This window comes from Anaerobacillus sp. 63XJN7_5_ISO-PGPR-S23-430 (assembly GCF_056173695.1).
This window is the reverse complement of the sequence record NZ_CM149686.1, coordinates 192,608-214,122: the sequence shown is the minus strand read 5'-3', so window position 1 is coordinate 214,122 and position 21,515 is coordinate 192,608. Positions and strand designations below refer to the sequence as shown.

General features: G+C 40.0%; 24 protein-coding genes. 4 read left to right on the top strand and 20 right to left on the bottom strand.

The window, feature by feature from the left end; translation table 11 throughout:
- Nucleotides 1–142 precede the first annotated feature (142 nt).
- Nucleotides 143–2,086, top strand: a complete 1,944-nt coding sequence (locus tag AC0VYJ_RS01205; protein WP_475366314.1) for an oxidoreductase — start codon at nucleotides 143–145, stop codon at nucleotides 2,084–2,086.
- A gap of 58 nt (nucleotides 2,087–2,144) precedes the next feature.
- Here AC0VYJ_RS01205 and AC0VYJ_RS01200 read toward each other — a convergent pair whose 3' ends face one another.
- From AC0VYJ_RS01200 to mscL, 6 genes are all read right to left on the bottom strand, one after another.
- Nucleotides 2,145–2,420 (bottom strand): hypothetical protein, encoded by a 276-nt coding sequence (locus tag AC0VYJ_RS01200; RefSeq protein WP_475366313.1) that lies wholly within the window; start codon nucleotides 2,418–2,420, stop codon nucleotides 2,145–2,147.
- 45 nt (nucleotides 2,421–2,465) lie between these two features.
- A complete protein-coding gene (locus AC0VYJ_RS01195; RefSeq protein WP_475366312.1) occupies nucleotides 2,466–2,897 on the bottom strand; it encodes a nucleotidyltransferase domain-containing protein in 432 nt (143 codons plus the stop codon).
- A 95-nt stretch (nucleotides 2,898–2,992) separates the two neighbouring features.
- Nucleotides 2,993–3,322, bottom strand: a complete 330-nt coding sequence (locus tag AC0VYJ_RS01190; RefSeq protein ID WP_226616766.1) for a tRNA-binding protein — start codon at nucleotides 3,320–3,322, stop codon at nucleotides 2,993–2,995.
- Between the two features lie 90 nt (nucleotides 3,323–3,412).
- Nucleotides 3,413–4,051 carry a nucleotidyltransferase domain-containing protein gene (locus tag AC0VYJ_RS01185; RefSeq protein ID WP_430241952.1) on the bottom strand — a complete coding sequence of 213 codons (639 nt, stop codon included), beginning with the start codon at nucleotides 4,049–4,051 and terminating at the stop codon, nucleotides 3,413–3,415.
- A 103-nt stretch (nucleotides 4,052–4,154) separates the two neighbouring features.
- Nucleotides 4,155–4,841, bottom strand: a complete 687-nt coding sequence (locus tag AC0VYJ_RS01180) for an alpha/beta hydrolase (RefSeq protein ID WP_475366311.1) — start codon at nucleotides 4,839–4,841, stop codon at nucleotides 4,155–4,157.
- A 93-nt stretch (nucleotides 4,842–4,934) separates the two neighbouring features.
- Nucleotides 4,935–5,441, bottom strand: coding sequence for a large conductance mechanosensitive channel protein MscL (mscL, locus tag AC0VYJ_RS01175; RefSeq protein WP_475367438.1), 507 nt, complete (start codon nucleotides 5,439–5,441; stop codon nucleotides 4,935–4,937).
- Between the two features lie 174 nt (nucleotides 5,442–5,615).
- Here mscL and AC0VYJ_RS01170 point away from each other — a divergent pair, with 174 nt between their 5' ends.
- A complete protein-coding gene (locus tag AC0VYJ_RS01170; protein ID WP_194222516.1) occupies nucleotides 5,616–6,833 on the top strand; it encodes a DUF819 family protein in 1,218 nt (405 codons plus the stop codon).
- A 55-nt stretch (nucleotides 6,834–6,888) separates the two neighbouring features.
- Here the strand turns inward: AC0VYJ_RS01170 and AC0VYJ_RS01165 are convergent, their stop codons facing one another.
- The 6 genes from AC0VYJ_RS01165 to AC0VYJ_RS01140 form a co-directional block, all read right to left on the bottom strand.
- Entirely contained in the window at nucleotides 6,889–7,638 is a 750-nt protein-coding gene (locus AC0VYJ_RS01165) for an SDR family oxidoreductase (RefSeq protein WP_194222517.1), read from the bottom strand.
- Between the two features lie 113 nt (nucleotides 7,639–7,751).
- Nucleotides 7,752–8,216, bottom strand: a complete 465-nt coding sequence (locus AC0VYJ_RS01160) for a thioredoxin family protein (RefSeq protein WP_475366310.1) — start codon at nucleotides 8,214–8,216, stop codon at nucleotides 7,752–7,754.
- Nucleotides 8,213–8,650, bottom strand: coding sequence for a disulfide oxidoreductase (locus AC0VYJ_RS01155; protein ID WP_475366309.1), 438 nt, complete (start codon nucleotides 8,648–8,650; stop codon nucleotides 8,213–8,215). The genes AC0VYJ_RS01160 and AC0VYJ_RS01155 overlap by 4 nt, the downstream gene beginning before the upstream one ends.
- Before the next feature lie 132 nt (nucleotides 8,651–8,782).
- Nucleotides 8,783–9,883 (bottom strand): M24 family metallopeptidase, encoded by a 1,101-nt coding sequence (locus AC0VYJ_RS01150; RefSeq protein ID WP_475366308.1) that lies wholly within the window; start codon nucleotides 9,881–9,883, stop codon nucleotides 8,783–8,785.
- 174 nt (nucleotides 9,884–10,057) lie between these two features.
- The gene (locus AC0VYJ_RS01145; protein ID WP_475366307.1) at nucleotides 10,058–10,597 is read right to left on the bottom strand and encodes a hypothetical protein; all 540 of its coding nucleotides are present in this window, start codon (nucleotides 10,595–10,597) and stop codon (nucleotides 10,058–10,060) included.
- Nucleotides 10,598–10,896: 299 nt separating this feature from the next.
- Nucleotides 10,897–11,097 (bottom strand): hypothetical protein, encoded by a 201-nt coding sequence (locus AC0VYJ_RS01140; protein ID WP_194222522.1) that lies wholly within the window; start codon nucleotides 11,095–11,097, stop codon nucleotides 10,897–10,899.
- A 145-nt stretch (nucleotides 11,098–11,242) separates the two neighbouring features.
- Between AC0VYJ_RS01140 and AC0VYJ_RS01135 the strand changes: the two genes are divergently transcribed.
- The gene (locus AC0VYJ_RS01135; RefSeq protein WP_475366306.1) at nucleotides 11,243–12,145 is read left to right on the top strand and encodes an aldo/keto reductase; all 903 of its coding nucleotides are present in this window, start codon (nucleotides 11,243–11,245) and stop codon (nucleotides 12,143–12,145) included.
- A 191-nt stretch (nucleotides 12,146–12,336) separates the two neighbouring features.
- On the opposite strand, the gene AC0VYJ_RS01130 is transcribed toward AC0VYJ_RS01135, so the two are convergent.
- From AC0VYJ_RS01130 to AC0VYJ_RS01120, 3 genes are all read right to left on the bottom strand, one after another.
- Nucleotides 12,337–12,720: a DoxX family protein gene (locus AC0VYJ_RS01130; RefSeq protein WP_475366305.1), complete on the bottom strand. Its 384-nt coding sequence runs from the start codon at nucleotides 12,718–12,720 to the stop codon at nucleotides 12,337–12,339.
- Nucleotides 12,721–12,781: 61 nt separating this feature from the next.
- A complete protein-coding gene (locus AC0VYJ_RS01125) occupies nucleotides 12,782–13,348 on the bottom strand; it encodes a biotin transporter BioY (RefSeq protein WP_475366304.1) in 567 nt (188 codons plus the stop codon).
- Between the two features lie 74 nt (nucleotides 13,349–13,422).
- Nucleotides 13,423–14,166 carry a divergent polysaccharide deacetylase family protein gene (locus AC0VYJ_RS01120; protein WP_475367437.1) on the bottom strand — a complete coding sequence of 248 codons (744 nt, stop codon included), beginning with the start codon at nucleotides 14,164–14,166 and terminating at the stop codon, nucleotides 13,423–13,425.
- A gap of 477 nt (nucleotides 14,167–14,643) precedes the next feature.
- On the opposite strand from AC0VYJ_RS01120, the gene AC0VYJ_RS01115 reads away from it, so the two are divergent.
- Nucleotides 14,644–15,156, top strand: coding sequence for an acyl-CoA thioesterase (locus AC0VYJ_RS01115; RefSeq protein ID WP_226616780.1), 513 nt, complete (start codon nucleotides 14,644–14,646; stop codon nucleotides 15,154–15,156).
- 274 nt (nucleotides 15,157–15,430) lie between these two features.
- On the opposite strand, the gene AC0VYJ_RS01110 is transcribed toward AC0VYJ_RS01115, so the two are convergent.
- The 5 genes from AC0VYJ_RS01110 to AC0VYJ_RS01090 form a co-directional block, all read right to left on the bottom strand.
- Complete coding sequence (locus AC0VYJ_RS01110) at nucleotides 15,431–15,760, bottom strand: DUF1516 family protein (protein WP_430246643.1); 330 nt, start codon at nucleotides 15,758–15,760, stop codon at nucleotides 15,431–15,433.
- 211 nt (nucleotides 15,761–15,971) lie between these two features.
- Nucleotides 15,972–17,117 carry a mannitol-1-phosphate 5-dehydrogenase gene (locus AC0VYJ_RS01105; RefSeq protein ID WP_430246641.1) on the bottom strand — a complete coding sequence of 382 codons (1,146 nt, stop codon included), beginning with the start codon at nucleotides 17,115–17,117 and terminating at the stop codon, nucleotides 15,972–15,974.
- A gap of 2 nt (nucleotides 17,118–17,119) precedes the next feature.
- Complete coding sequence (locus AC0VYJ_RS01100) at nucleotides 17,120–17,557, bottom strand: PTS mannitol transporter subunit IIA (protein ID WP_160921705.1); 438 nt, start codon at nucleotides 17,555–17,557, stop codon at nucleotides 17,120–17,122.
- A gap of 1 nt (nucleotide 17,558) precedes the next feature.
- Complete coding sequence (locus AC0VYJ_RS01095) at nucleotides 17,559–19,682, bottom strand: BglG family transcription antiterminator (RefSeq protein WP_475366303.1); 2,124 nt, start codon at nucleotides 19,680–19,682, stop codon at nucleotides 17,559–17,561.
- Nucleotides 19,683–19,709: 27 nt separating this feature from the next.
- On the bottom strand, nucleotides 19,710–21,476 hold the full coding sequence (locus AC0VYJ_RS01090) for a PTS mannitol transporter subunit IIBC (protein WP_475366302.1): 1,767 nt from the start codon (nucleotides 21,474–21,476) through the stop codon (nucleotides 19,710–19,712).
- Nucleotides 21,477–21,515 lie beyond the last annotated feature (39 nt).

Below are 21,515 nucleotides of genomic sequence, written 5' to 3'. Positions count from 1 at the left end.
TCAAATGAGCCAAAAATCAATAACATTCATTACCATTGCCTTGAATAAAATAAAAATTTAAAATAAAAAAACGCTTTCTTTACAGGAAATGAATGACCATTCATCGAAATGTGTTCAAAACAAAGAAGTGTGGTGAGCAGTTATGAAATGGGAAAAATTATTTAAACCAATTCAATTAAGGAGATTAACCCTGCCGAACAGAGTAATGATGGGATCCATGCACCTTGGAATGGAAGGTAATAAGGATCAAGAGGATGCTCTCATTTCGTTTTATACTGAACGGTCAGGAGAGAACGGGCCAGGTCTCATTGTCACAGGAGGGATTTCTGTTTCACCTGAAGGCGATGGTGGACACCATTTTCTAGGATTCTATCGAGACGATGATCTTCGAGTCATGAAACGATTAACAAGCAGCGTGCATACAGCAAATGGGCGTATTGCGGCACAGCTTTTTCATGCTGGACGATATGCTTACTCTGAGATGAACGGCATTCCGTCTGTCGCTCCATCTCCTATCAAATCGCCCATACACAGAGAAACTCCCCAGGAACTAAATGAACTTGATATTCTTAATTTACTTGAATCCTATGCAGAAGCTGCCAGGAAAGCGAAAGAGGTTGGATTTGACGCAGTAGAAATCATGGGCTCTGAAGGATATTTAATCAATCAATTCCTATCACCAAGAACAAATAAGCGAGCAGATAAATGGGGCGGAAACTTTGAGAATCGCACCCGTTTTGCAATCGAAGTCCTTAAAGCAGTTCGAAAAACAGTCGGAGAGGATTATCCAGTGATTTTTCGTATGTCTGGACTCGATTTAGTACCCGACTCCTCAACACCAGAAGAAACCGTTCAACTAGCTACAAAATTAGAGGCCCATGGCGCTGATATTCTAAACATTGGAATCGGTTGGCACGAATCAACAGTCCCAACGATTTCAATGATGGTGCCTCGTGCTGGTTTTATTGAACCCGCTCTACAAATTAAAGAAGCGGTGACCATCCCGGTGATTGGAAGTAATCGAATTAATGACCCGGTTCTAGCTGAAGAGTTACTTCAGAAACTCGATATGGTCTCAATGGCTAGACCTTTCCTGGCCGATCCACATCTATTAGTGAAGGCGAAGGAACAAGCACTTGATCAGATCAACACATGCATCGCTTGTAACCAGGCATGCCTTGATCATGCCTTCGAAGGCAAAGCCGTCTCTTGTCTTGTTAATCCCAGGGCTGGCAGAGAGCACAAGTGGACCATTAAGAAAGCTGAAAATATAAAAAAAGTTATTGTGCTCGGTGGAGGCGTCGCTGGCATGGAAGCTACAAGAGCTCATGCTGAATTAGGTCATAGCGTGATACTTTATGAGGCGAGCTCTGCGCTTGGTGGGCAGTTTAACCTGGCTAGAAAAATTCCAATCAAGAAAGAATTTGATGAAACCATTCGCTACTATACAACGGAACTAAACCGATTAGGCGTTAAGATTTATTTAAATCATAAACCAACAGAACAAGAGCTTTTAAATCATTCACCAGATCTTGTTGTGGTAGCAACTGGTGTGACACCACGGCAACCGGTTATTCCGGGTATTGAACACTCCATCGCTTATCCAGACGTTCTTTCTGGTAATGTGGCTGTGGGCAGAAATGTGATTATCATTGGGGCCGGTGGCATCGGATGCGATGTGTCTCATTTCTTAATCGAAAAAGGAATCAATAACATTCTCCTTCTAAGACGTAATGGAAAAATGGGTGAAGGCCTTGGCAAAACAACTAAATGGGCGATGTTGCAGGATTTAAAACAAAATGGTGTGAAGTTTCGAACGAATCTCTCATATGAAGAAATGACAAAGGATGGTCTTACAATCAGAAATGCAGAGACAGGCGAGAAAGAATTTCTCGAAGCCGACACCATCATTCTCGCAGCTGGGCAGGAATCGAATATACCCCGTGAATGCGAATTGCTTTCACAAAAAGGTGTTGATATCGCAGTTATCGGTGGCGCTCGTCTTGCTGGTGAGCTAGATGCGAAACGCGCCATTTATGAAGGTGCTAAAATCGCGTTTGAACCCGAAACCATATCGATTAACTAGCTAGGTCCCAAAACGAAAAGAAGAGACGCCAGAGAGCGCCTTTTCTTTTCGTTCTATATCAATTCCAAATCATACGTTTAAGAAAAGGCACACTATAAACCGTACCTTCTAACTGCTCTATGATCCAATCTTCCTCTTCCTTCAACCAGTTTCGAATAAACTTAGCAGATTTCTCATGCTCTTCAATCGTCATAAACTGAAAAATTTCTTTCGACTTCTCAACCTTTTTCTCTTTCAGTGTTCCATCCAATGCTTTTAAACCAAGCTGAGCTCGATCCGGATGATAACGGTGCAATATCACTCTTGAATAATGAAGCATAACTTGATTTAACATATGAACAGACCAAATATCGTTTCCTCTTCTTCTGGACTTCTCGTATTAAAATAAGAAAAAAGCTGTATCATCCACGTGATTGATAAACTCCTGCCTCGATAAGGTTAACTCCTCATTAAAATGACTCAACCGATTGTTGGGATCATAAATCACTTTGCAATAATCTTTCTCTACCAACGATTCCGCTGTCACTGTAAATAAATCAAGATGGAGCATATTATCGAACACAGCGATGATCTGTGGAGCAATAATAAAAATTTCATCATAAAAGAGAAGATTAGCATATGCTTCTAAATGATGCTTTCGATTCTTAAGAAACAACTCCACATCGTTCTCTTCTACAAGACAATAAAGATCAACATCCGAATTTTCATCATGTTCGTTTCGCCCCATAGATCCTTTAAGGAAAATTGCTTTTACGAGAGGATCTTGCTCCAGACTGTTAGATATCAGTCGAACTGCTTCTTCTTGCTTCACTCCCTCACCTCATTTTTACATTTTTTAGATATTAAATCATTATATAGGGATTGGAAGTAAATAGACAAGAAAAAAAGAATGCTTATATGCACTCCTTATCCTAATTTATCACCTTTTTTCACTTTTTGATCAGGCTGTATTAGCACGACTCCTTCATCTCCGTATACGCCTAATACAAGTACTTCAGACATATAATCTGCAATTTGCCGTGGGGGGAAATTCACCACTGCCATCACCTGTTTACCGATTAAATCATTCTGGTTATACAGGTCCTTAATTTGTGCACTGGACTTCTTGATACCAATTTCCTCCCCCAGATCTACCTTTAATTGATAAGCTGGTTTTCTAGCCTTTTTAAAATCATTCACTTCAATAATTTCCCCAACACGAATATCAAGTTTCATAAAATCATCAAACGTCGCCACTTCATCCACCCTGCCTTTTCATCTAAGTATAGTATCATTTTCTTTCAATACCTCTACCATTTGTTTCTCGAGATGATTTTAAAATCCTTCTTATTCCAATCTCTTCTCCATAAAAAGATGAATCCCGCTATGAATTTCATCCTCACTTTTGTGTCGCTCTCCAAATAAGAATGAAGAATAACACTCTACTAGGAAGCGATCGCTCTCTTCAAATTGTATAGCGTATAGTTCAGATAGGGTGAGGGGGTATTGTGAAGTCTTGAAGAACTGTTCGATGCGAAGGGCGTACATGATGTCATTTAATAATTCGTAGTGGTTGATTGGTGGCACACACTGTTGCAAGCGAGTATCAATAGACTGTAGCAGGCTCATAAGACCAACCTTGATTTTATTTCTTGAAGGAAGGACAAAAGGTGTTTCTCCAAATACATTTAATTGCTCAAAACAAGGAGCCACATACTCTTTTGACCCATCAGCCATTTCACTAAATTCCTGTAGACTAACTTCTCTTAGATCAAGTGAAATACCCGTTAGTTCAGGGAGACATGGCGACTTACTTGGGAGCTCCTTATAAAAACACCAGATATCCAGATCGGAATATGGACCAGCTTCCCCTCTAGCAAAGCTACCAGTCAAAACAATCCCAGATAACGATGGTTGTTTCAATCGGACAACAAGTCGTTTAGCGTATTTTTCAATCATTATTGGAGTAAGTAGTGGATTTCGCATCTCTTTTTCTCCTTTTCACCGAGACCCTAAGAAGGAGCTAGCAAGTATGAAGCTGTTCTTTATAGTTAAAAGCAAGTTCTTTGTTTTATAAACAATCATCCCGCTAGTTTGTAAGGAAACGGTACACCGTATGAATAACCTCATCCCGATCCTCCCCGTGGCAGATCAAATGCTTTGAATTCTCCATCAATCTAACCTGTTTCTCATCCGAACGAATCAACTGATAAATCGTATCAGCGGTTTTATAAGGTACCATTCCATCAAGCTTTCCCTGTAAAATGATCGTTGGAATAGAGACCTGTTCGAAGGATGGCTTGAGGTGTTGGACAAGCTTTCGAAATTCTAATGAAGCAAGGAGTGGCGTTGTCTTTACCTTTTTGCTATAGCGAATGAATAACTCATTCTGAAGAAGCTTTCCTCTGCATAGATCAGTCATCATTTCTCTTATATCCTTCACCATTTGAAAAGGATGGATATACTGTATAGCTGCACTTAATAATACTAATTTATCGATTTGGTACTTCGTTGCTAAATATCCTGCAAGAACGCCCCCCATTGAAAACCCAATGAGATAAATCGTGTCGCACCTTTCTAATAACTGTACTAAATATTCCTCAGCTGTATCTACCCACTGTTGAAAGGTAATCCCTTTAAGTGAATCGTTCTCACCGTGTCCTGGAAGTGTCGGTGATGCTACAACCCAATCCGTTTGACTTCGAAAATAATTTGCCAAAGGTTCAACCTCAAATGGTGACCCTGTAAATCCATGTATGAGCAAACAACCAATCATGTTTGTCCTCTCACCTTTCCTTCTGTCGTTACCACTTTATATTCCCATCAGAAGAAAAAGTTAATCGCTTGTTGCCCATACATATCATTCCTATTACTTAAATGATGTTCTTGAATCTTTCCGAACATGAACCTTTAGTGAAGGCGGTTCAAATTCTTCACGAAGAGATGTAGAGCAATTCGGACAAATCACCGCTTTCGAAGGTATCGGTGTACAGCAAAACGGGCATTCTTTTCTAGTCATAGAATTAATAGGATCCTGTCCTGGTTTTCGCCATCTATTCAACTGACGAACGACAAGAAACACCGAAAAGAAAATGATTAAAAAGCGAATGGACGTTGTAAGGAAAACTCCATAATTGATTGTTGCCGCCCCGGCTTCTTTTGCATCAGAGAGAGAAGGATAATAATGCCCATTTAAACTAATAAAAAGATCGGAAAAATTAATTCTCGCTAATAGTAGACCTACAGGTGGAAGTATTATATCTGAAACAAGCGAATCGATAAAATTACTAAACGCTGCGCCTAGGACAATTCCAATTCCCATATCAGCCGCGTTACCTCTAATAGCGAAATGACGAAATTCATTTAATAGACCGATGGAAATTCACTCCTTTATCCTCGCTCTACACAATATGTATGCTTCATTAATACAAGCTATGAATTTTTCTAATACTTGCAATTTTTCTTTAATTAATTTTAAAAGCGAAGAAAGTCACTTAGATGATATAATGTCTATTTGCGACTATAGTCTAACATCAAGGAGTGAACAATAATGACATTTGCACTAGCCTGGTCAAAGGCTAATCCATTAATTGAGGATCCGATGGCTGTATTTGTCTATCTAACGGTTGTAGTTGGAGCAATCTTCATGCTTGGCGAATCAAAAAACAACGTTCTGCAGAAGATATTTCATTATGCCCCACCGTTAATTTGGACATACTTTATCCCAATGCTATCAACGACATTTGCGATTATTCCGCAAGAGTCGACTTTATATGGCTTCGTTTCTACGTATATTCTTCCAGTTGGGCTCCTGCTGTTATTATTATCAGCTAACGTCCCAGCTACGTTAAGATTAGGACCAAAAGCCTTATTAATGTTCCTAGCAGGAACAATCGGTGTTATTATCGGCGGGCCGATTGCACTAGCCATCTTCCAACCTTGGCTACCTGCAGACGCATGGACAGGAGTTGCTGCTCTCGCAGGAAGTTGGATTGGCGGCTCAGCGAATATGGCTGCAATGATTGAAGCAGTGGGGACACCGAAAGAAATTCTTTCCCCAATTATTGTCGTTGACACTGTTGTCGGCTATAGCTGGATGGGGATTATGATTTTCCTAGCAGGATTCCAGCACAAGTTTAACAAATGGAACAAAGCGGACGATTCCGTTATTCAAAGTGTGAATAAGGAAATGAATGATATTCAACGTAAGAATGAACGCCCAATTCAAGTACCTCAGCTACTAGGATTACTTGGACTTGGCTTTGGTGTCTCTTATATTGTATTGAAAATTTCCGAGAATCTTCCACAATCAGCTGTTCTTTCTACAACAACATGGACAGTCATGATTATTTCTGCCATCGGTATTTTGTTCTCATTCACTCCTATTAAAAAGCTAGAGGGTTATGGCGCTAGTAAAGTCGGCTATACAGCCATTTATCTTTTGCTTGCAACAATAGGGGCAAGAGCGGATCTTACTTATGTAGTGGATTCACCACAATATGTTTTAATGGGCATTGTGTGGCTCAGTATTCATATTCTTGTTATTTTCATCGCAGCGCGCTTATTACGTGCCCCTCTTTTCTTTGTAGCCGTAGGTTCACAAGGAAATATTGGTGGGACAAGCTCGGCACCAATCGTTGCCTCTGTTTTCCAACCTTCACTTGCTCCTGTTGGACTTTTGATGGGAATTGTAGGTAATGTTGTCGGTAGCTACGCAGCGGTTCTCTGTGCGCAATTGGCCAAGATGGTCGCCACAATGTTGCTCTAGAACCTTAATCTAGAAAGTTAAAAACCGTTCTCCTAAATGGAGAACGGTTTTTTCATTATCCTTGGGATGTTGGACGCACTAGTACTTCATTGATCGATACACTGTCAGGTTGACCAACAGCATAATAAACGGCATCAGCAATCGCCTCTGGATCTAGTGGATCAAGACCATTTGGTCCGCGATTGTTCAACTTCTCTTGAACATCTTCATCTGTAATTGTGTTCGTTAACTCTGTTGCAACAGCCCCTGGTGATATGATCGTTGCACGAATATTTGTTGAAGGAGACATTTCCTTACGCAGTCCTTCTGTAATCGCTCGTACAGCAAATTTCGTACCACAATACACTGCACCAGCTGGCATAATTTCATGACCGGCAACAGAAGATACATTAATAATATGTCCAGATTTTCTTTCTTCCATATGTGGAAGAACTCCGGCAATACCGTAGAGGACACCTTTTATATTCACATCAACCATCTTATCCCACTCATCAATCTTAAGCTTATTCATGAATGATAGTGGCATCAATCCTGCGTTATTGATCATGACGTCAATCTGTCCATAATGCTCAATGGTTTTATCGGCAAGAGCCTGCATTTGTTCCCTTGAAGTTACGTCTGTTGTTTGAATAATTGCTTCTCCGCCATTGTTCGTAATATCGTTCTTTAATTCTTCAAGGCGGTCCTCACGTCGAGCTGCAAGAACAACTTTTGCGCCGTCTCCTGCAAGTTTCTTCGCCGTTGCTTCGCCGATTCCACTGCTTGCTCCAGTAATAATAACTACTTTTCCATTAATATGACTCATGATTCTCCACCTTTCGTTTTATCCTCACATCTCTAGTTCCCGGTTGAATGACGTGTAAACATTCCAATGTTTTATTGTATACAAAAAGCACCCTCATAGGGTGCTTTAGTATGTTAATCATTCTTTTCGATCCACTGTTTAAAAGTGTCTTCTGATTGCGTACCTACAATACGATCAACTTCTTTACCATCTTTAAATCGCACAAGAGTTGGCGTTGATTCAATTCTGTAATCATTCCAACCTTGTTCAAACTCAAGAACATTGTATTTTTTCAATTCAATTCCCATGTCTTCGGCAAGTGGTACAAGGACTGGGGAAGTATTTTTACAATGGATACATGTTGGACTATAGAAATAAACGAAGGCATCTTCTTCATTAGACAGGGCTTCCTCAAGCTCATCAGGTAAAATTTGATTTTGATATAATGGATCGTCAAGTTGCTCTATTGTAGCCGGATTTAAAGAGCTCTTCCCGTATGGATTCCCTTCTGTCTTCTCACTATTACTATAGTTTGTAACGAAGGCGAGTGCTCCGAATATTACGATGACAATACCAAGAAAGATAATAGCTTTCTTCACATGTTTTCCTCCCTCTTTGTTTGCTTATGTAAGGCAACCATTAGAATCGTAATGATTAGAAATGCAATAAGTGCAAGAAACGGTATCGTAATAAATCCAAGGTAATTAATATATTCACCTGTACATGGAACCCTACCACATGAAGGTGCCGCTTCTGCTAGAAAAGATGTTTTTTGTAGCAAATAATGATACAGCGAAACGCATGTACCAATGATCGACAATGGGAGAACATAAAATCGTTGGGATGCGTCTTTTCGCACCACAGCGATACCTAGAATTATAACTAGAGGATACATGAGAATCCTTTGATACCAACATAGTTCACAAGGTTCGTATCTAAGAACTTCAGAAAAATACAAACTTCCAGCAAGGGCAAGAACTGAAGCAGCCCACGCTCCAAATAAAAGATACTCACTTTTTTTCTCAGTATTCACAGCTGTACCTCTCTTCTTTCAAGCCAAAATATATTATTATTATACACTACTATTGATGACATGAAATAAACAGAATGATGACAATCCACCTAACTCTTTTTAAAGCCGGCTCTTTGAAGAGCCGACTTTATCTCACTTAATAATTTGTAGATCCTTCGGGTACTTTGTTAACGTCTCATAACCAGTCTCTGTTACAAGAACATCATCTTCTATACGCACGCCGCCAACATCTGGTAGATAGATACCCGGCTCAATCGTATACGTCATACCTACTTGAAGCAAGTCGTCATTCTTCTCGCTCATGGAAGGAAACTCATGTACTTCAATTCCAATACCATGTCCAATACGATGTGGAAAGTGTTCGCCATAGCCTGCATCAGAAATAACGTTTCTTGCTGCAAGGTCAATATCACCTAGTCGTGTCCCGGATTTTGAGATATTAAGTGATTCCGTTTGTGCACTTAATACTGTCTCATAAATTTCTCTTTGCTTATCGTTAGTCTCACCAAAAGCCACTGTTCTAGTAATATCAGAGCAATACCCGTTTAATACAACTCCGAGATCAAATAAGACGAGATCTCCTTTTCTTAATTGACGCTCTCCAGGGTTACCGTGTGGTTGTCCAGATTTCTCACCAAACAAGACCATTGTTGAAAATGACATCTCACGAATTCCTTTTTTCTTCAATTCAAATTCAATGGTAGCAAGGACTTCCATCTCTGTAACACCTTCTCGTAAAGCCTTAACACCAGTCTCTACACCAAAATCAGCAAGTGCTGCTGCTTCACGTAATACTTCAATTTCTTTCTCATCCTTAATTAGGCGCAATTGATTCAGTCCAAGCTCTGCTGAGTGATAGCTCAGCTCAGGATAACGTGCTTGCAGTTCTTCAGCTCGCTCATAAGCAAGCGTACCTTTTTCAATCGAAGCACTAGTTGGTTTATGGATGCCACGTTGTTTCAATGCTTCAAAAATGAAGTCAAATGGTTGTTCTGAATCACTATAGCCGATAATGTCATATTTCCACCCTGCGTCTCTAGCCTGTGAAACTTCCATTCCAGGACAGACTAGGAATGGTTCCTGATTCGGCACCACAAAAAGTCCAAGCAACCTTTCATGAGGCTCACAATGAAAGTTAGTCAAATAATAGACATTAGAAGGGGAATGGATGTAGGCAAAATCTTGATTCTGCTCAATAAGGTAATTCGTAAATTTCGATAAACGTTCGTTCATAGTGACACTTCCTTTTTTAAATTAACCTGTTCATTTTTTCATTCTATCAGAACACAGGCCTCTTGATTATTAAGAGCGTTTCCTCCCCTAGCTTATCATACGTGAAATCGTATACGTCATACAAAAAACTACTATGTAAAAAACCCTGCATTTAATATGCAGGGTTAAATTTCTCTATTCTAGTTCTTTCGCAAAGCTTGGCTTAATTAAATCAGCATCTTCAAATACTTTACCCATTTGATCTTCAAACATCGTAAAATGCTCTAATGCCTTCTCTTGCACTGAAGGATCATCAATAGCAGCTTGCTCTGCGCGAATTTCATAGGCTTCCGTTAGTTCATCAAGTGCGCTTTCAATTTCTTCTTTCGAGTCTTTCAATTCAGATGGAACTTCCAGGCTTTCAATACCTTCAACAGTGGCTTTGCTTGCTTCTACAGCACTGCCTTTCAGCTCTTTAAGTTCTTCAGTTGAAGGCTTTTCCTCTTCTGGTGTTTCACTGTCACTTACAGCAAACTTAGCTGACTCGTATGCTGCAATGTCTTCATTATTTTCTTTCAATACGCTAACAATTTCAGATTGAAAATCAAGTAGAACACTCTTCGTGTCCATCTGCTCTGCATCTCCGCTAGTTTCATTAGCACTATTTGTATTTGAACCGCATGCTGCTACGACGAGAAGCATTGATAAACTCAATACAAAAAAGACCTTTTTCATTGGTATAACCCCCATTATATGTGTACTTCCAAAAATTAGTTTAGCACGTTATTAAATTTTGTAAATGAAAATATATGGATAAAAACCCTTTCTAAATCACTGGTATAAAAGCATTTATGTATATTTATTAAAGGAGACAAATAAAAATAGCTGCCGGCGTTGGCAGCTACAATATTCAAACAATTGGAGAAGGGGGAACTTCTTTGGCTTTGTTTGAGCTATATAGGACAATTTGTGTCGGGGAACACCATGTCTCTTTTCTTCTATACCGATAATGATAATCTTTATCAATTAGAAAGTCAATAACTTTTCTTAAATGAAATTGGTGGTGTTGATTCAAAAGCACTCGTTTTCTTTTCACGTACATAACCACTTCTTAAAGCCTCTGCTCTAAGAACAAGTGCAAATGCTGTAAAGGAAAAGACCAGTATTAAGAAAAACATGGAGATTTGTAACGTTTCAACCATTTTACCCACCTCTTCGTTGACTATTTTTTTCATTATAGCACGCCTTAATGATAATGAGAAGCATTATCATTAAGGGTGAGCACATTTGCCAACTAATAAAGGTTCAACAAGTTGCGCAAACGATTTCATTACATTATGATAAGAAAAGTACATACAAAACCATTTTGGAGGTTTAATGATGCAGCGTATTCATCTAACAGCAGATTTATCATTCTCTCGTCTCGTTCATGGTCTCTGGCGACTGGCAGACTGGAATCAAACGAGCGGAGAAACACTTTCTTTAATAGAGCATAATCTCGATCGTGGCATTACAACGTTCGATCATGCTGATCTTTATGGAAGTTATGAGTGTGAAGAACTTTTCGGGAAGGCATTAGCACTCAAGCCATCTCTACGTGACCAAATGGAGATTGTCACAAAATGCGGGATTGTAATCGAGTCTCCCAATCGTCCCTCCCACCAATCTCATCATTATAATACAAGTAAAGATCACATCATCGCTTCTGCTGAACAGTCCCTTACAGCACTTGGGATTGAGCATATCGATGTCCTGTTAATTCATCGACCTGACCCCTTTATGGATCCAGAACAAGTGGCCGAAGCTTTTTCTGAATTAAAACAAGCTGGAAAGGTTCGTCATTTTGGAGTCTCTAATTTCAAACATCATCAATTTAACATGCTACAATCTTATGTGGATCAACCGTTAATTACAAATCAGCTGGAACTTTCAGCCTACCATCTTGAGAACTTCGAAGATGGCACGTTAAATCTTTGTCAGGAAAAGCGAATGAAACCAATGGCATGGTCTCCACTTGCAGGAGGAGATGTGTTCACATCGCAAGACGATAAAGCAGTTCGTCTCCGCAAGACGATAGAAAAGATAGCCTCTGAGACCGGTGCTGAAGGGATCGATCAAGTGCTTTATGCATGGCTACTTAACCATCCGGCAAACATTATGCCAATCGTTGGATCAGGAAAGCTAGAGCGAATTGATAGTGCTGTCGAAGCTCTTTCTTACTCCTTATCACGTGATCAGTGGTTTGAAATTCTAACAAGTTCTATGGGACATGATATTCCATAAGAGCATCGCTAACCGAGATATATTCTGAATTTTATCTGGATATGACACAAATAGAAGCGCCTCTCTACAGAAAGGCGCTTCTTTATTTTATTCTTCTTAAACAAACGTTTATTTAGCACTATTTAGAGCTATCTTGCTGTACAATATTTGTTGAAAAATCATCTCTTCAAAGATCGTTCTATTTCATCTTTTTATTTTTCACTTGAAATAACTTCAGATAAGGCCAACTTCCTACTACCTGTAAATGCTAATATAAGTGATAATCCAAAAAGGGAGAGTGGAAATTCGTAGCCTCCTATTAATCCCATAGGAAGCTTTGCAAAAACAATAGCACCAATCATCGTTAATCCTAGAAGGATCGCAGATGGGACAACGAAAATCCCCGCAATAAGAAACGCTCCTCCAACGGCTTCAATAATGGCTGTAGCATAAGCTAACCAGGCAGGTTGACCAATCTTTTCAAACATGGCAATGGTATCTCCTATTCCACCTAGTTTCTGTATTCCATGAGCTAGCATAATGAAACCGAGTATTACTCGCCCACCCAGAAAGCCCCATTCCATTCTGTTCTTCACAATGGACACCTCACTTGTATTGTTTCTTAGCTAACGTGTCAGATAGGGTCCTTGGATCACTTTATGCTTGAATCGGTCCCACTGGACTTTGTAAGAGCCTTGCTTCAATCAGACGTTTGCGAACAGTAATACCTAACCAACTTGCAAGAAATGCTTTGATTAAACCAACAAATAAGAAAGGATAAACTCCCGCAATCATCGCATCATGCCAGTTTAGATCTACAACAAATTTCAATTGAATCGTACCGATTAAAAGGATGATAATCATAGCCACGGTGTTCGCCAACATCGCATGTATCAAAGTATACGATGTTTTCTCTAGGATAAGGCCAGTAACATATGCCGCAATAATGAAGGCAAAAATATATCCACCAGTCGGCCCTAATAAGACTCCTAATCCACCTTTAGCCTGTGCAAACACCGGAAGACCAATCCCCCCTAATATTGTATAGCCTGTCATTGTAATGGCACCGTATTTACTACCAAGAATTGTGGCGGTTAAACCGACAGCTAAAGTCTGTCCACTAATAGGGACAAGTGGTAAAGGGATTTCCATTTGTGCAAGAATAACTGTAATGCCAATAAAGAATCCACATAAAATTATCATTCTAAGCTTTGATTTCTGCATTTTCTTCCCCCCCTCAAATGTTAACCTATATATAATAAATGTTAACATTTATTATAGAAAGGAGGAAGTTCTATTTAAGGCATGCTTTCATCAATCATTTCAAAACCTGGAATCATCTGTGAAAGAGGTACAATTTTTGCTTCGCTTTTGTACATTGGAATAAATTCATTTAAAACAGCTACCATCTTTTTCCCGGCGATTCCTACATGTCCAATTGCGATATGAGCCTCATCATCCTTCAGCTTTTCCGCCAACTCTTGAGCTTGTCTGCTCATATGTTGAATCGTATAGACATCGTCAAAAAACAGCTCATTCTCAAGGTAAGGTACCCCTATTTCTTCTGCTAGTTCAGGAATGACACTTTTGCCTGTTGTCTTGCTATCTAAATAATAGAGACCCTTTTCTCGACACACTTCAAGAACTATCCTCATCACTCGTTCATCAGCTGTCGCTTTTGAACCCATATGGTGATTCATTCCAACCGCATGAGGAACAGCCTCAATCGCTTCGTTTACTCGCTTTTGAATTTCTTTATTAGAAAGATCAGTTGTAATTGCGCCTGGACCTAGCCAGCTTCTCTTCCCTTTTACCGGTTCCATCGGAACATGAACGATCACTTCATGTCCATAACGATGCGCTTCCTCTGCGTCTCTTTCAGTCGTTTCAAGAAACGGCATAATGGCTACCGTTAGTGTAACAGGTAATCGAAGCATTTCATCTGTCCCACCCATGTCATTTCCAAAATCATCAATAACAATGGCCAACTCGCGATTATTCTCCGCATACACGTGACTTGGAAAAAGTACGATCAACATCATAAAACAAACCCACTTGTTCACGTCCACACACTCCTTTCACCCTTTACTATTCCCATACAAGGCTTCTTCATGAATGCCGAGGTAGATCAGTTGCGTTATCCATTCGACTGCATGAAAATAGAGAGAAGAAAGGAGCTTCAGTATGAACGTAGATGAGTATTTACTACGCATCTGTACAGAAAGTGGTCAACCGATCTTCTCTCTCTTCAATTACTTCAAAAAAATCACATACATCACATCCTTTTGAAAACCTCGATACATAAAGAAACACATGGATCGATTTAAACCTTGAGACAATTTATCAAAATGGGATTCAAAAACAGTCTTTGACGTGAACGAAGATGAGTGGGACGATTTATATAATCGCTACTTTAGGTAACTCCTCTACTCTTACATATTTGACAGAGGTTTTTCAGCTCCTAATCAAGGGCATAGTAAAGATAGACGACAAGAAAAGCATAATAAGGAGAGACGACTATGGAATCTAAATACATTCGCGAATCACGTGTTGTCAAAACAAGTCACGTATTCCCAGAAGCAACAAACAATCATAATACTTTATTTGGTGGCCAGCTGATGAGAGACATTGATGATATTGCATCAATCGCAGCAATGCGCCACTGTCGTAGTGAAGTTGTAACAGCCTCAACTGACTCTGTTGACTTCTTACACCCGATTACACCAGACGACTCTGTTTGTCTCGAAGCATACGTGACATTCACCGGAAAGTCTTCTATGGAAGTATTTGTGAAAGTAATTGCAGAACATCTCCTATCGGGCGAACGACATATAGGAGCTACAGCATTCCTTACATTTGTGGCATTGGATGAAAAGAAAAAACCACTACCCGTTCCAAAAGTCATCCCTGAATCAGAAGAAGAAAAAAACCTACACGAAACAGCTCCCGCCCGAGCAGAAAAACGCAAAGAACACCGCCAGGCCAGTAAAGAACTAGCCGGCCTCCTAACCACAGAAAAACCTTGGGAATAACAAAAGCGGAAGTGACTGGTTAGGCCCGACAAGCGCTGGAGCCACTCAAAAAGAACACGTCTTTTGTGTTCATTTTGAGTGGTGAAGCGATCGAGGGACTGGTCACTGCAGCTGGATGGTAACAAAAGCGGAAGTGACCGATTAGGCCCGACAAGCGCTGGAGCCTTATAAAAAGAACACGGTCTTTGTGTTCATTTTATGAGGTGAAGCGATCGAGGGACTGAAGCCACTAAAAAAAGCGACAGCCAATTTTATTGGCTGTCGCTTTTTCACATTAAATCCAATTGTAGCCGATTGAAATAATAACTAAAATAAGAACAATACATGCGATCCAAAGCATTTTTGTTGATTCGGCACGCTTTCTTCTTCCAACAATCATTTCCATAACCCCGATTAACACAACCGCCAGGATCCCTTTAAGCACATAGATCAGCGGAAAACCAAGGATAAAGAGCATCCCAATTCCAGTACCGAGCATAATCAAGTAAAATAATCGCTGAATCATAAGCGAGATCTTTTGCTTAGGAGCAAAGTAACTAACCACTAATAGCAAAACAAGAATCGCCCATGAACCTGAGTGAGACTGAAGTAATATATTGAACATTCGTGTTCCCCTTCCCATTGAAAATGAATATGACTAACGCCATACCTTAATAGTAGAATTGTATTGAGGTTGGCACAAGTCCTAATACGAAATCGTAACAAAATGATACGATTTAAGATATTATTTATCCCTAATAAATAATTCCGAAACGAACAGATTTCAAACAAATAAAGGGAAGCTCCATTTAATGAGCTCCCCTTCTGCGTAGAGATTACGCCATTTCTTTATAATGCTTGCTAATTAGATCAAATAGAGTTTCTCCTTCGGTTACTCCTGTAAAAGCAGTAATCGCACTAGAAAGACCTTCGTTTTTGATTTTACTCTGAATCGTTACAGCATCTTCATCTTCTTTAGGATCAAATCGTAATGCTGCTGCAATTCCTTTCGCAAGGTAGTTTGGTTCTTTGTTTAATTCCGCGAGCTGACGTGCCGGTCCAACAAGACGGTCGTCAGCTCCAATTTTACGAATTGGAGCTCGTCCAACGCGAGTAACTTCATCCACTAGATGTGGATTTAGAAAACGACCAAGAATTTTTGTAATATAAGCCTCATGCGCCTCTTTTTCGAAACCGTGCTTATGCTGAAGCAATTCACCAGACTCTTCAAGAGCTTTCTTAACATCATGATAGATATCTTCAGTGTCTAGTGCTTCCTTTATTGTCTCATACCCTGCTTGATAACCAAGGTAAGCTGTCACTGCGTGTCCAGTATTAACGGTGAACAACTTCCGCTCAATGTAAGGAGCAAGATCTTGAACGTACGTAAGCCCAGCAATATCCGGAACCTCTCCAGCCATCATAGTTTGATCGACTACCCATTCATAGAACGGTTCAACCGCAACCATTAATGGATCTTCGTGCGTTTGATTTGGAACAATACGATCCACTGCGGCATCTGGGAAACCAGCATATTGATCTAGCACTTTACGATCCGCTTCATCCATCTTTTCTTCAACAGCTTTTCGAAGCATTGTACTGCCACCGATCATATTTTCACATGCAATAACGTTAACGGGAGCCTTTCCATCTGCGATACGTTTTGAGATGCCTTCTTTGATAGCAGAAGAAATCAATTTCAATACGGTCGGGCCAACAGCGGTCGTAATAAGGTCAGCTTGATAGATCGCATCGACAACTGCCTCAGGATCTTGTTGGCTATTAATACCTTTCACACCCTCAACAGCAATCTTCTCCTTATCCTGACCTAATATTTCCACTGTATAACTATTTCGTTCATTAAGCTCGTTAATCACATTCTCGTTGATATCTACGAAGCATACTTCATATCCTGATTGAGAAAGAAGCTTACCAATAAAGCCTCTTCCAATATTTCCAGCACCAAAATGAACGGCAAGCATGATTAATTCACCTCGTTAAACATTGAGATTAACGTTTCTTTGGAATCCGCTTGAATCAACTCTTCTACATTTTCTTCTTCAGAACATACAATGGCAATTTGAGAAAGGATCTCTAAGTGTTCATTATCCTTACCAGCAATACCTATGATAATCTTCGCAATATTTCCATCTCCGAAATCAACGCCTTCTCGCAATTGGATGATGGATAGTCCAGAATGCTTCACAGCTTTCTTAGCATCCTCCGTACCGTGAGGAATTGCAACAGAGTTGCCCATGTAAGTCGTCGTGATCTTTTCACGTTCTTGCATTTGCTCAAGGTAGCTTTCATCCACATAACCGTTGTCTACAAGGATTTGACCTGCCATACGGATAGCCTCTTCTTTTGTTGCAGCCGTTTCGTTTAGTAATACGTTCTCAGTTGATAGAATTTCTTTTGCCATTTTAATCGTCTCCTTTAAATCCTAATTGTTTTTCTACATGACTTTTCATTTTGTTAGCGAGATACAATCCAATTGATTCTTGATTGCTCCCCGAAAAAAGCGCGATGCTTTCATTTGATTCAATGATAAGAGAACTAATGTAGCTCATGATCTCAATGCTTTCAATTGGCGAATCCTCTGGTGCCAGTTGTAAAAGAGCGGTGTCCATTTCAATAAATGAACCATCCATTGCCTTTCTCTGAACAGGTTCCATTAATCGAACAATTGTAAACACAGGCTTCTTAACTTCAGGTGTCCGCGTATGAAACAATGCAAGTGAAGTCTCAGGAATACCCACTCCACTAATGGTTTCGCGCTTTAGAAGTGCTTCTTTAACATCTGATGAATCGCTGATAGCATCAAGCATTTCTAGACGCATACACTCTTCTGCTAAAAGCTTCTCCACCTCTTTGTGTTCAGATTGATTTACTCGAAATAATTCCACTACTGAAGCTGCAGTCTTGGTATATAATTCAGCTTTACGAAACCAGGTACTCGCTTCATCATTTGAAAAAAACAAGGATTCCTTATCCGTCTTTGGCTTCTCGACCGTGCTTCTTCTTTTCATCATCGACTTCTTATGAAGAGTCGAGCGGATTCGTGTTGCCTCTTCCTCCGTTAAAAAAGGATTTACCTTTATATACTCTCCTTCATATTCAGGGAGAGGGATTGTAGAAACAATCAGATCATAATTCTCTGGATCTTCATCTTGTAGTTCAAATAATGAAGCGCTTTTGATAGTTTGGATTTCTGGTAACTCCTGCTTCAATCGAGTCGCCAGCATTTTGGATGTCCCGATACCACTTGAGCATACGGCAAGAATATTCACTTCGTTATGTTGAAAGCGACCTTCAAGGGCTGAACCAAAGTGAAGGACGAGAAAACCAACTTCTTCATCAGGAATGGATACCCCCGGAAAAGTATCTTTTAGCGCATCTTCAAGCAGTTGGAATAAGTCAGCATAATCTGCTTTGATTTTTGTAAGCAAAGGATTATGGATATTCATGTTCTGCCTAACACGATGCGTAGCAGGACCGAGGTGTGTCACTAAACCCTCTAGAAGTGATTCATTCGTTTCTAAATTCGCATTGAGACGCTTATCTACATAGCGGATTAACTCCTTGGTTTTAACAAGAATCGGATAATTTGTTTCTTCTAAATAGTAGTCTCCAGTGTTTCTTAATTTGGCTCCGCGTAAATGCATGGTGATATAACCGATCTCAGCTTCAGGTATTAAGACACTAAAAGATTCTTCAAGTTTTGTAGCGATTATTCTAGCAAAACCAAACTCTTTCGTATTCCTTAGCGTGCTTAAATAGTCTTCATCAATCTCGATCTTTTCACCCTTTTGAATACGCTCCACAGCCAGAGTCAAATGCACAATTAAACCAATATATGCACTATCAGCGATCATATAAGGTAACTCATTGTTAATATCATCAACGATTGTTTCAACTTTCAAAAGCTTATCTCGATCAACTAACCCTAGCAATCGTTCGGAAGCAGATTCGAGAACATTGCCTTGAGATTTCTTTTGAATCGACTTCTTTAACAACGTAAAAAAGTCTGAATCATTAAACTCAGAAGCAAGCAAGGAACTCATGGCGTGCCTTTTCAGGGCTTCAGTCCCTTCAACCTGCACACCATATCCCCGCCTTCGTATTAATGAAAGCTGCATTCTTTCAAGCCATTCTTCCGCTTTGTCTAAATCATGACTGACAGTAGCAACTGTCACTCTCAAGTCATTCGCTAGACCAATTAACTTAATAGGATCAGCTGATTCCAATAGCTTACATAGAATCAGCGTCTCCCTTTCTTGTTGCGTGTATTCCGTAATGGTTAGATCAACTAGATAGCTTTTCAACTCATTTCGGTTGGATTCTTCACCATCAATTCGAACCCCTACTCCAGCTTTCTTGTTTAAGGTTAAATCATACTGAGTGAGAATATCCTCTACGCCTACTAAATCACGGTGAACCGTTCGTTCGCTTACCTCAAGTTCTTGAGCGATTCCTTTGACCGTATAATAGTCATTACTCTCTAATAGAAGCTGAAGAATTGTTCGTTCCCTTGCTGAAATAAACACATGGTTCACCTCGAATTCTGGCTATACCTACTTTTTAAGTCTATCAACAAGCTCTTCGTATTTCGGGCTATTCATAAAGTTTGCCACTGAGATATGCTCAGCATCAGGACGTTTTGCTTTTGCTCGATCTGTTAAGTCCTGGTGCGTTACGATTAAGTCGGCATCATCTGGTAAGTTACTAATAGCCGTATTTGTCACATCAATGTCTTGAAGTCCAGCTTTCTTGAACTTATTGCGAAGGACTGATGCGCCCATTGCACTTGATCCCATTCCAGCATCGCATGCAAACACTACTTTATTAATATCTTTCTTCTCAACTTGCTCTACTTCTTCTTTCACTGGCACTTCACCTGCGGAAGTTAACTCAGCAACAAGTTCATCATATTTTGGGCTGTTCATAAAGTTTTTAACCGAAATGTGATTCGCTTCTGGAAGCTTATCCTTTGCACGATCGGTTAAATCTTGATGAGTCACAACGAGATCTGCATCATTAGGTAAATTGCTAATCGAAGTATTTGTTACTTCAATGTCTGTTAACCCAGCTTTTTTGAATTTATTACGTAGTACGGATGCCCCCATTGCACTTGATCCCATTCCAGCATCACATGCAAAGATTACTTTGGCTATATTGCCATAAGAAGATGTTGTTTCTTCTTTTGGCTCTTCTGCATTCGTTTTTAGGTTAGAAGATACGCTGCTCTTCTTCCCTTTCATTGCTTCCATTTTTTCAGTCGCTTCTGAAATATCTTCTCCGCTATCTTTTGAGCGTTTAAGGATTATGAAAGCGACCAGGAAAGAAACAATCGTTGCTACCACAACACCTGCAATGACGCTTAGATAACCACCCCGTGGTGACATAAGTATAAGAGAGACAATACTACCCGGTGAAGCTGCCGCTAACAACCCTGCATCTAGAAGTGTAAATGTGAACACACCACTCATTCCACCAAGAATGGCAGCTAGAAGAAGTGCTGGCTTCATCAAAATGTAAGGGAAGTAAATTTCATGAATTCCCCCAACAAAATGAATTAGTGCAGCTCCTGGTGCTGATTGTTTTGCTGACCCTTTACCCACAATCGAGTAGGCAAGGAGAATCCCTAAACCTGGACCAGGATTGGATTCAACTAAAAAGAGAACCGATTTACCTGTATTCGCTACCTGTTCAAGTCCAAGTGGGGTGAAAATCCCGTGGTTAATCGCATTATTTAAAAAGAGTACTTTACCTGGTTCAATTAGAATACTTACTAATGGTAATAGACCTGCAGCAATAATAACTTCTACACCTGCAGCAAGCGCTTTGTTTAAACCTAATACAACTGGTCCAATTGCTAGAGAAGCTATAATAGTTAAAGCCCCACCAATAATCCCAGCTGAGAAATTGTTAACGAGCATTTCAAAGCCTGATTTAATCTTGCCATGAATCGCTTCGTCGAATTTCTTGATTAAATATCCCCCAAGCGGCCCCATAGCCATAGCTCCAAGGAACATCGGAATGTCTGCTCCAACAATAACACCGATGGTTGCCGTTGCACCAACAACTCCGCCTCGACCACCGTATACAATTTTACCTCCAGTGTAACCAATCAAGAGTGGCAATAGGTAGTAAAGCATTGGTTCTACTAACTCGGCAAGGCTTGCATTTGGTAGATAACCATCTGGTATGAATAAAGCAGTAATCAATCCCCAAGCAATAAATGCGCCAATATTTGGCATGATCATACTGCTTAAGTAACTTCCGAAACGCTGAACTTTTACTTTAAATCCAGATTTCTCTGCTGTGTTCTGTTCACTCATTATATATCCTCCCTTTCTTCCGCACCGTTAAAGCGTTTT